This is a genomic window from Pseudomonas sp., assembly GCF_026224925.1.
Classification (GTDB): domain Bacteria; phylum Pseudomonadota; class Gammaproteobacteria; order Pseudomonadales; family Pseudomonadaceae; genus Aquipseudomonas.
In genome coordinates this window covers 1-9095 of record NZ_JAMFRV010000194.1, presented here as the reverse complement: position 1 = coordinate 9095, position 9095 = coordinate 1, and the positions used below count along the sequence as shown (strand labels likewise).

At 59.0% G+C, this 9095-nt stretch carries 9 protein-coding genes; 6 read left to right on the top strand and 3 right to left on the bottom strand.

The window, feature by feature from the left end:
* From M0974_RS08295 to M0974_RS08285, 3 genes are all read right to left on the bottom strand, one after another.
* Positions 1–1182 (bottom strand): FGGY family carbohydrate kinase (locus tag M0974_RS08295; RefSeq protein WP_297835187.1); only part of this gene is annotated, 1182 nt, incomplete at its 3' end.
* Between the two features lie 29 nt (positions 1183–1211).
* Positions 1212–2144 carry a transketolase C-terminal domain-containing protein gene (locus M0974_RS08290; RefSeq protein ID WP_297835184.1) on the bottom strand — a complete coding sequence of 311 codons (933 nt, stop codon included), beginning with the start codon at positions 2142–2144 and terminating at the stop codon, positions 1212–1214.
* A complete protein-coding gene (locus M0974_RS08285; RefSeq protein WP_297835181.1) occupies positions 2134–2970 on the bottom strand; it encodes a transketolase in 837 nt (278 codons plus the stop codon). The genes M0974_RS08290 and M0974_RS08285 overlap by 11 nt, the downstream gene beginning before the upstream one ends.
* A gap of 363 nt (positions 2971–3333) precedes the next feature.
* Between M0974_RS08285 and M0974_RS08280 the strand changes: the two genes are divergently transcribed.
* From M0974_RS08280 to M0974_RS08255, 6 genes are all read left to right on the top strand, one after another.
* Complete coding sequence (locus M0974_RS08280; protein WP_297835178.1) at positions 3334–4341, top strand: ABC transporter permease; 1008 nt, start codon at positions 3334–3336, stop codon at positions 4339–4341.
* 62 nt (positions 4342–4403) lie between these two features.
* Positions 4404–5336 carry a sugar ABC transporter substrate-binding protein gene (locus M0974_RS08275; protein WP_297835175.1) on the top strand — a complete coding sequence of 311 codons (933 nt, stop codon included), beginning with the start codon at positions 4404–4406 and terminating at the stop codon, positions 5334–5336.
* Between the two features lie 15 nt (positions 5337–5351).
* On the top strand, positions 5352–6881 hold the full coding sequence (locus M0974_RS08270; RefSeq protein ID WP_297835172.1) for a sugar ABC transporter ATP-binding protein: 1530 nt from the start codon (positions 5352–5354) through the stop codon (positions 6879–6881).
* 163 nt (positions 6882–7044) lie between these two features.
* Complete coding sequence (locus M0974_RS08265) at positions 7045–7809, top strand: SDR family oxidoreductase (RefSeq protein ID WP_297835169.1); 765 nt, start codon at positions 7045–7047, stop codon at positions 7807–7809.
* Between the two features lie 33 nt (positions 7810–7842).
* Positions 7843–8643 carry a glucose 1-dehydrogenase gene (locus M0974_RS08260; RefSeq protein WP_297835166.1) on the top strand — a complete coding sequence of 267 codons (801 nt, stop codon included), beginning with the start codon at positions 7843–7845 and terminating at the stop codon, positions 8641–8643.
* 66 nt (positions 8644–8709) lie between these two features.
* A partial coding sequence (locus tag M0974_RS08255) for a sugar-binding domain-containing protein (RefSeq protein ID WP_297835162.1) occupies positions 8710–9095 on the top strand: 386 nt, incomplete at its 3' end.

Sequence of the window (9095 nt, the reverse complement as noted above, 5' to 3'; positions counted from 1 at the left end):
TTCCATCGCTTCAAACACATCGCGAATCTTATACCCAATCGACTCCAACGACGCCCTTAAAATATGCGCACCCGAAGTTCCTTCGGTCAGCCCACAAATCAGCCCCCTAGCTTCAGCCTTCCAATGCGGAGCCCCCAACCCAGAAAGTGCCGGGACGAAATACACGCCACCATTATCCGGAAGCAAAGCAGCTTGTTCAGTCAGCGAATCAAGGGTTTCCCCTGCGGCCAACAAACGCGAAGCCCATTGCACGGCGGCGCCGGTGTGGACGATGTTGCCTTCCATGGCATAGGTCGGGGCCGATCCATCGTGCCAAGCCAGGGTTGTGGATAAGCCGTAGCTGGATGCAATCGGGCCGGTCATAGGGGTCATCAGGGATGAGCCGGTGCCAAGTGTGGCCTTGACCAGTCCGGGGGCAAAGCCGCCTTGGCCGTAGAGCGCGGCGTGGGAGTCGCCGATCATGGACAGCACAGGCACGCCGGCTTTTAGTCGACCAAATTCGGCGGTTTCGGCGAAGAAGCCGGCGCTGGGTTGTATCGGCGCCAAGGCTGCGGCAGGAATGGCGAACAGCTCCAGCAGTTCGGCGTCCCAGGCGCAGGTGTGCAGGTTGAACAGTTGGGTGCGTGCTGCGTTGGAGTAGTCGGTGGCGAACACCCGTCCGCCGCTGAGGTTCCACAGCAGCCAGCTGTCGATGGTGCCAAGGCAGATTTCACCGGAAGTGGCGCGTGCGTGACCGTTTTCGAGGTGGTCGAGAATCCAGCGAAACTTGCCGGCGGAGAACATCGGGTCCAGCGCCAGTCCGGTCTTGGCCATGATGATGGCGGCATGGCCTTGTTGATGCAGTTGGTTGCACAGCGGCAATGAACGCCGGCATTGCCAGCTGATCACGGGTGATAACGGCGTACCCGTTGCACGGTCCCAAGCGACTGCCGATTCCCGCTGGTTGCTGATGGCCATTGCGCTGATCGGGCGGTCGATTTGCGCGAGGCAGTCGTCGATGGCGGCCAGGGTATTTTTCCAAATAAGTAGCGGGTCTTGCTCCGAGTAGCCGGTTTGCGGATGGCTGATGCTCAGCGCTCGCGAGCCTCGGGCGATGACTTGGCCTAGCTCGTTGACCAGCACCGCCTTGGCGTTGCTCGTGCCTTCATCAATCGCCAAGATCAGCGGAGATTGTTCATTAATAGCCATGCTCAGACTCACTTTAGCCGCGCTCACTGTAGCCGGATCGCCGCGGCCACAATCCCTGCCGCGTCGATGCAATGCAAGGCCCGGGTGGGTTCGCGCGCGCCGGCAGCGGCATATTCGCCGTCACCGATGCCGAGTCGAATCAATGGAATACCCAACGCCGCTTCGGCAAGCACTTCGGCCACCAGACTGCCTACGCCGCCATTGATATTGTGTTCCTCGACGGTGATCACGCCGCGTGTGCCGCTGAGCGCACTGAGCAGAACGTCGCGCTGCAATGGCCTGATGGATGACAGGTTAATCACCTGCGCGGCGATGCCCTGTTCAGCCAATAACGCGGCGGCGTCTACCGCTTCGTGAACCACCGAGCCCAGTGCCACGATGCTCACATCCGCGCCCTGGCGCAGGATGTCGACCTGACCGGGGACGAAGCGGTAGCTGGGGTCGTGCAATTCACGCAACGGTTTGCCATCGAGGCGGATGTACACCGGGCCGTGGTAGCGCAGCGCGTAGTCGGCGATTTGCCGGCATTCCAGCGGGTCGGATGGGGCGAAGATCTGTACATTGCCGAAGCCGCGCATCACCGCGATGTCGTCGATGCTGTGGTGCGTGCTCGCCAGCGGGCCGTAGCTGGTGCCGGCGTTGAGGCCGAACATTTTCACGTTGGCATGGTTGTAGCAAACGTCGACTTTGATTTGCTCGTTGGCGCGGGAGATGAGAAACGGTGCCGCGTTGCAGGTGGCTGCGATCTTGCCGCCCAGCGCCAAGCCTGCAGCGACGCCAACCAGCACTTGCTCAGCAATCCCGACGTTGATCAAACGCTCTGGAAAGCGTTGTGAGAATGGACCTATCTTGGCGGTGGAGGTCGAATCGCTGACGACGGACACCACATCAAGACCTTCGTCGACGGCAGCGATAAACGCTTCCACCATGACGCTCGCCAAATGTTCACTCGCCATGATTCAACTCCTCCAATGCAGCCGTGATTTCATCGCCCTTGGGCACGCGGTGGTGCCACTCGGGTTTGGCCTCGATAAACGACACGCCTTTGCCTTTGATGGTGTGGGCGATCAGCACCTGTGGCGCGCCTGTGTGGGTCTGCATGGTTTCCAGCGACTCGATCAGCTGCGCCACGTCGTTGCCATCGCACTCACTGACAGCAAACCCGAACGCCGCCCATTTAACGTCCAGCGGGTCCAGAGGCATGATGTCTGCTGTGAGTCCGGCAAGCTGCAGTTTGTTCTTGTCGACGATCACGAACAGGTTATCCAGGCCGTACTTAGCCGCGACCATGGCCGCTTCCCAGTTCGAGCCCTCCGCCAGCTCGCCATCGCCGGTCAGCACATAAATGCGCTTTGAGCTGCCGGACATCTTCGCCGCCAGCGCCAGCCCGACTGCCACCGGCAAACCATGCCCGAGCGCGCCAGTGTTGAGTTCAACACCTGGGGTTTTCTGCCGCACCGGGTGGCCGGGCAAATGCGAGTTGAAGTGCTGATAAGTGGCGAGCCACTCGGTGGGAATGTAGCCGGCTTGGGCCAGACAGCAATACAAACCACCGACGCCGTGACCTTTGCTCTGAATGTAGATATCGCGCTGCGGATCCTGAGTACGCTCGGGCCCGACGTTGAGGATGCGGAAATATAAGGTGGCGAGGATATCGGTTTCCGAGAGGTCGGCGCCGGTATGACCACCGGCCGGGGACTCGGCGTTAAGCGTGATCACACTGCGCCGGATAAGGCGTGCCTGTTCTTTGATCTGACGGGCGTCGTACTGGAAAGCGTTCATGCAGCGGCTCCTTTGAGGCTGACCACGCGGGGTGAAAGTGTCCAATGCTGTAATTTGAATATTTATTCAACACTGACAATATATTTCTATTTAGACGCCGATCCTTCAGGACGTCAAGCCACCGCGTATCCAAAAAAACTCAAAATCCTGCTAAAAAGGCCTCGGACCAACGGCGTTCGGACCTCTCGAAGCGCTCTAAACAGAAGGTTTTAACCGTCTTTCGGACCGCCCTACAGACGCTTGAAGAAAATTAAAGCACTTGACTTTGATTCGGCAGCACTAGAATCTGAATTAACAATCAGGCATGCATAAATATTCACAAGCCTGAATTGAACTCCAACAAAAATAAGTCAGGAGAACAACGTGGACGCCAAAGCCTCGGTCCATCAGGCCGCTGTCAAGCCACCTTCCGGCCGCTCCCGGCTGTTAAAACTGCTGCCGAGCAACATCGGCGGCCCGCTGATAGGACTCGCCCTGCTGGTGCTGGTCTTCTCCTTCAGTTCTGAATTCTTCTTTTCGTTGCGTAACGGCTTGAACATCCTTGATCAGGTGACGGTGCTGGGCATCCTCGCCATCGGCATGACTGCGGTCATCGTCATTGGCGGGATTGATCTGTCGGTGGGCTCGGTTTTGGCCTTTTCGATGATGATGCTTGGCTGGCTCTATCAAGATCAGGGCTTGCCGCTAGGTCTGGCAATTCCTGCCGCTATTGCCTCCGGGATGCTCGCAGGACTGGTGTCTGGCCTGCTGATTTCCTACGCAAAACTCCCCGCCTTTATCGCCACGCTGACCATGATGTCGGTGGCCCGTGGTTTGGCGAACATTCTCACTGAAGGCCGGCAGATCGTCGGTTATCCCGAGTGGTTCACCAGCCTGGCCACGGTCCGACACTTTGGCTTTCTGTCGGCAACCGTTGGGCTTTTCCTGATTCTGCTGGTGGTGGCGTGGGTGTTTCTGCGCTTTCGTGCCGGTGGCCGCAACTTGTATGCAATTGGCGGCAGCCCTGAAGTGGCGCGGCTGTCAGGTATTAAAGTGCGCGCCATTACGCTGTGGGTGTACGCCATCAGCGGCGCCTTGGCCGGGATTGCTGCTGTGACCATGGCCGCCCGCCTTGATTCTTCGCAACCTAGCGCCGGGCTGACCTTGGAACTGGATGCGATTGCTGCGGTGGTAATCGGCGGCGCCAGTCTTAGCGGCGGCGTTGGCAGTATCGGCGGGACATTGGTCGGCGTGCTGATCATTGGCGTGCTGCGCAACGGACTCAACTTGCTCGGCGTTTCACCGTTTATCCAACAAGTAGTGATCGGCGTGGTGATTGCCCTCGCCGTGACCATCGACACCCTGCGCCGTCGTTCCAACACTGCCCATTAAAGCTGTCGCGTTGCGCTTGACCTTACTGACACCCACCAACAATAAAATCAGGAGTCACCGCCATGTTCACGACCAAAAAACTGCTGCTTGCTACTGCTTTGGCTGCCGCCACCCTTGTCAGTGCCGGTACCACCTGGGCCAAGGATTTGACCATTGGCCTGGCCGTGGCCAACTTGCAGGCCGATTTTTTCAATCAGATCAAACAGTCGGTAGAAGCCGAAGGTAAGGCGCGCGGGGTGAAGGTCATCACCGTCGATGCCCAGGGCAACTCCTCGACGCAGGTCAGCCAGATTGAAGACTTGATCACCCGCCAGATCGACGTGCTGATTTACATCCCGGCCGGCGCGACTGCCGCTGGGGTTCCGGTAAAAGCGGCGAAGGCAGCTGGCATTCCGGTGATCGCCGTCGACCGCAACGCGCCGGATGCGCCCGGCGATACGTTTATTGCCAGCGACAGCGTTGCTGGGGCAAAAACCTTGGCCGAGTACGTTGGCAAAGTGACCGAGGGTAAGGGCCGAATCGCGATTCTGCAGGGCCAGTTGGGCACCACGCCCGAGAACGATCGTGCCAAGGGTTTCCAGGAAGGCTTGAAAGCATTCCCCGGACTCAAAGTGGTGGCCGAACAGCCTGCCGAGTGGGCTCAGGATAAAGGCTTTGCCGTGGCGCAGGACTTGCTCCAACGCGACCCGAACATCACCGTATTTTTCGGTCGCGCCGACGCCATGGCATTGGGCGCCGCACAGGCTGTAAAGGTCGCCAACCTGCCGCAATCAGTGGTGGTGGTTGGTTTTGACGGTGACGTTGCCGGCCTGAAAGCCGTGGCCAGCGGCGTACTGCAAGCGACCATGACCCAACAAACGCAGAAAATGGGCCGCATGGCCGTCGCCTCGGCGATTGACCTGAAAGCGGGCAAACCGGTGCCCAAGGAACAACTGCTTCCTGCCGTACTGACCACCAAGGAAAACGTCGCACCTTTCCTGCAACAACACCCCTGATTCCGCGAGGTCGGTATGCAAGCAGCTCTGGATAACAGCCTGACGCGCAGCCTGGAAATACCGCCTGCTGCGGTGTTGTGTCTGCGCAACATCGGCAAATCGTACGGCGCGGTGCAGGTGCTGGCGCAGATCAACGTCGACATCCGCCCTGGTGAGGTGCTGGCCTTGCTCGGTGAGAACGGCGCGGGCAAGTCGACGTTATCGTCGATCATTGCCGGCGTGGTTCAACCTGAGCCTGGGGGAACCATGACCTGGCTGGGCGAAGACTATGCGCCCGCCTCGCCGGGTGCGGCGCTGGGCGTTGGCATCGGGCTGATCCATCAAGAGATTCGCCTGCTGCCACAGTTATCGATTGCCGAGAACATTTTCGTCGGTCGCCTGCCGATGCGTCATGGCCGGGTGGATCGCGACTACATCGAAGCCCAGGCGCAGAAGCAGTTGCAACGCTTGGGCTTGAAGGTACCTGCGTCGCGCAAGGTCGAAGGACTGAGCGTTGCAGCACAGCAATTGGTGGAGATCGCCAAGGCGCTGACCTTGAATGCGCGGCTGCTGATTCTCGACGAACCGACTGCCGCATTGGGTGGCGAAGAGACCGAACTGCTGTTTCAGCAAGTGGAACGGTTAAAGGCCGAAGGCGTGTCGTTCATTTATATCAGCCATCGACTGGAGGAGATTTCGCGGATCGCCGACCGGATTTTGGTGCTGCGCGACGGTCATCAAATTGCTTTGCACGCCAGCGCTCAAGTGCCTGTGCGTGAGTTGGTCGAGCAGATGGTTGGCCGTAGCCTGGAGCGTATTTTTCCAACCCTGCAACCACCGCAAGAGCGGGTGATGTTGCAGGTCAAGGATTTGAGCTGCCGTGAATTTGCCTTGCACGGCATCGACTTCAGTGTGCATGCAGGTGAAGTATTCGGCATTGCCGGGGTAGTCGGCGCCGGCAGGACTGAGCTGGTACGGACCATTGCCGGTGCCGCGAAAGACATCAAAGGACACATGCTGCTCGACGGTGAAATCCGCCGCTTGCGCTCGCCTTCGGATGCGATTCAGGCCGGCGTGGTGCTAGTGCCGGAAGACCGCAAACAACAGGGCGTGGTGGTTGAGCATCGGATCGAAGACAACTTGGTGTATGGCAACACCGATCTGCTGGACAAGCGCGGCTGGGTGATCCCGAGTCGGCTGCGCGAGTTCGCACAAATTGCCGTGGCGCGACTTGGCGTCAAGGGCACGCCGGAGCAACGAATTTCCAACCTGTCGGGTGGTAATCAGCAAAAAGTCATCATCGCCAAGTGGCTCGCGCGCAATCCGAAGGTGTTCATTCTGGATGAGCCTACTCGTGGCATCGACGTCGGTGCACGGGCGGCGATTTACGAGGTGATTGCTGATCTGGCGGCCACCGGCATGGCGGTCATCGTCGTCAGTTCCGACCTTGACGAAGTGCTGGGGCTGTCCCATCGGGTGATGGTCATGAGTCGCGGCCGGCAGATGGGCATTCTGAATCGCGGCGAGGCCACACCGGTTTCGGTCATGGAAATGGCGACGGCGTGAGGGTGATGCCTGACCCCGTGCTTAGCGTCTGTGGGACCGAATTCATTCGGGAAGGCGTCGGCACATTCAACATCGTGATTACTGACAAATCGCATTCGCGAATGAATTCACTCCCACAGTTATTCGCAGAGTTAGGTATTAATTAATAAGAATGGAGACACGCATGAATCTTTTTAGTCTTGAAGGCCAAGTCGCCTTTGTCACCGGCGCTGGCAGCGGCATCGGCCAGGCCATCGCTGTCGGCTTGGCGGAAGCTGGGGCCGATGTGGCGTGCTTTGACTTGCCAGCAAGCCCCGGAATTAACAGCACTGTGGAACGCATTCAAGCCTTGGGCCGCCGTGGCTTGGCGTTAGCCGGCACCGTCACCGACCGCGCCGCCCTCGACGCTGCCGTCGCCCGAACCGAGGCTGAGTTAGGCGAGCTGAGCGTGGCGGTCAACTGTGCCGGGATCGCCAACGCGCAGGCCGCCGAAGACCTCGAACTGCAACGCTGGCAAACCACCCTGGACATCAACCTGACCGGGATTTTTCTCAGCTGCCAAGCGCAGGCCGCGGCCATGCTGCCGCGAGGCAAAGGCGCCATCGTCAACATCGCCTCGATGTCCGGCAGCATCGTCAATCGCGGGCTGTTGCAGGCGCACTACAACACCTCCAAAGCCGGCGTTATCCACCTGAGCAAAAGCCTGGCGATGGAGTGGGCGGACAAAGGCCTGCGGGTCAATTGCATCAGCCCCGGCTACACCGCGACGCCGATGAACTCACGTCCGGAAGTCGCCGATCAGGTGAAAATTTTCGAACAAACCACGCCCATGGGTCGCATGGCCAGTGTCGAAGAAATGGTCGGACCGGCGATTTTTCTGGTGAGTCGTGCATCGTCTTTCTGCACCGGCGTCGACTTGCTGGTCGATGGTGGTTTTGTCTGCTGGTAAGCCAGCCTGCCCATTTGAATGGAGCACCGTCTCATGTCCCAACGTTTCAGCGGAAAAACCGTAATCATCACTGGCGCCTGTCGCGGCATTGGCGCGGGCATTGCGGAGCGCTTTGCCCAAGAAGGCGCCAACCTTGTGCTGGCCTCCAATGACTCACAAAGAGTGACCTTTGTAGCCGAACAACTGGCCACGGAATACGCAGTCAATGCCGTGCCGCTGGCCGTCGACGTCACAGACGAAGGCGACATTCAGAACCTTTACAAGATGGCGCACGAACGGTTTGGCAGCATAGACGTGTCGGTGCAAAACGCCGGCATCATCACCATTGACCGCTTCGACAGCATGCCTCGCGCAGACTTCGACAAGGTTCTGCAGGTCAACACCACAGGCGTCTGGCTCGGTTGTCGCGAAGCGGCCAAGTACATGGTCAAGCAAGGCAGCGGACGCTTGATCAACACCTCGTCGGGCCAAGGCCGCCAGGGTTTTATCTACACACCGCACTATGCCGCCAGCAAAATGGGCGTGATCGGCATCACCCAAAGCATGGCGCTGGAACTGGCGCGACACAACATCACCGTCAACGCCTTCTGCCCCGGTATCATCGAAAGCGAAATGTGGGACTACAACGACCGGGTGTGGGGTGAAATCCTCAGCACCAACGAAAAACGCTACGGCAAGGGCGAGTTGATGGCGGAGTGGGTCAAGAACATCCCCATGCGCCGCGCCGGCAAACCTTCGGATGTCGCCGGGCTGGTAGCCTTTTTGGCGTCCGACGACGCGGCTTACTTGACGGGTCAGGCGATCAACATCGACGGCGGCCTGATCATGTCGTAACGACCCGCCGCCGGTTTGGTATCCTTGCCGGCACGTTACGCATTGATGTCATTTATTGAGGCCTTCATGAGCCAGATCGAAGAACAGCGCCTGATAACAAAGATTGCCAGCCTCTATTACGAAGAAGGGCTCAAGCAGTCAGAAATTTCTGCGCAACTCGATTTGTCCCAGTCCTTTATCAGCCGCGCGTTGCGCCGCGCATTACAGGAAGGCGTAGTAAAAATCACTGTGATGCGTCGCCAAGGTCTGCACCTAGAGCTGGAAAAAAGCCTGCAACAGCAATATGACGTGCGCCAAGTGATCGTGGTGGAAGCCACCGAGCCGGGCAACGAAGAGAGCATCAAACAGGCCATTGGCTCTGCCGCTGCGCACTACCTGGAAACCAGCCTGTCGCCCCAAGACCACATCGGCATCTCGTCCTGGAGCAGCACCATCCGCGCCATGGTCAGCCA